The organism is Streptococcus sp. DD11 (assembly GCF_001578865.1).
In the GTDB taxonomy this organism is placed as follows: Bacteria; Bacillota; Bacilli; order Lactobacillales; family Streptococcaceae; genus Streptococcus; species Streptococcus panodentis.
Map to the genome: position 1 here is coordinate 84,253 of NZ_KQ969396.1, position 1,112 is coordinate 85,364.

The 1,112-nt window shown below is 53.1% G+C and carries 1 protein-coding gene; it reads left to right on the forward strand.

What is annotated here, in order from left to right; translation table 11 throughout:
* Positions 1-1,081 (forward strand): putative PEP-binding protein (locus tag STRDD11_RS09845; RefSeq protein WP_346962591.1); only part of this gene is annotated, 1,081 nt, incomplete at its 5' end.
* Between the last annotated feature and the right edge of the window lie 31 nt (positions 1,082-1,112).

The window sequence follows — 1,112 nt, forward strand, 5'->3', positions numbered from 1 at the left end:
CAATCAGGAACTGCAGCTTCTGCTCTCCTGGGCCGATGAAGCGGCTGCACTCAAAGTCCGTGCCAATGCTGAGACCATTCAGGATTTGAAAACAGCAGTCCGATTCGGTGCCAAAGGGATTGGACTGGCTCGGACAGAGCACATGTTTTTCGGTCAGGAGCGCATCCTTGAAATGCGCCGCCTCATTCTGGCTGACAATGAATTGGAAACCAGAGCAGCCCTGAAAAAACTGCTGGCCTTTCAGGAAGATGATTTCTATCAGATGTTTCAAACCATCGGCGACAAGCCTATGATTGTCCGCCTTCTCGATCCGCCAATGCACGAATTTCTTCCGAAAGATCCGCTGGAAATCGAGCAGCTGGCTGCCAAACTGCGCAAGTCTCCGGAAACATTAGCCCGGAAAATCGAGCAGCTGCAGGAAACCAATCCTATGCTGGGCCATCGCGGCTGCCGTTTGGGCATCACCCAGCCGGACATTTACAAGATGCAGGCGGAAGCTATTTTCAAGAGTGCCATCAGGCTGTCTCAGGAAGGGCTGAGTGTCAAGCCCGAGATTATGATTCCCCTCATTGCCGAAAAAAGCGAGCTGGAGGCGGTCAAGCACTTCCTCGTGCAGCATATCGACAAGCTTTTCCGACAGGCGGGGGTTCAGCCGCTGCCTTATGAGATTGGCACCATGATTGAGCTGCCGCGAGCCTGTCTGATTGCTGATCAGCTGGCTCAGGAGGCGGATTTCTTTAGCTTTGGCACCAATGATCTGACCCAGATGACCTACGGCTTTTCCAGAGATGACATCGGAAAATTCATCGGAGCCTACAAAGACAGGGACATTCTGACCTTTGACCCATTCCAAAGTCTGGATCAAACCGGAGTTGGGCAGCTGATGAAAATCGCTGTCAGCAAGGCACGGCAGCTGAAACCGCAGCTTCCTATCGGTGTCTGCGGTGAAGTAGGCGGCGACCCTGCTTCTATACCTTTCTTCCAAGAAATCGGCGTGACCTATGTCTCCTGCTCCCCTTACCGAGTGCCGGCAGCCAGACTGGCGGCGGCTCAGGCCAACATTCAGCAGGAAAAACTGTAAACTCTACATCCGCACACTAGATAGAAGTGGC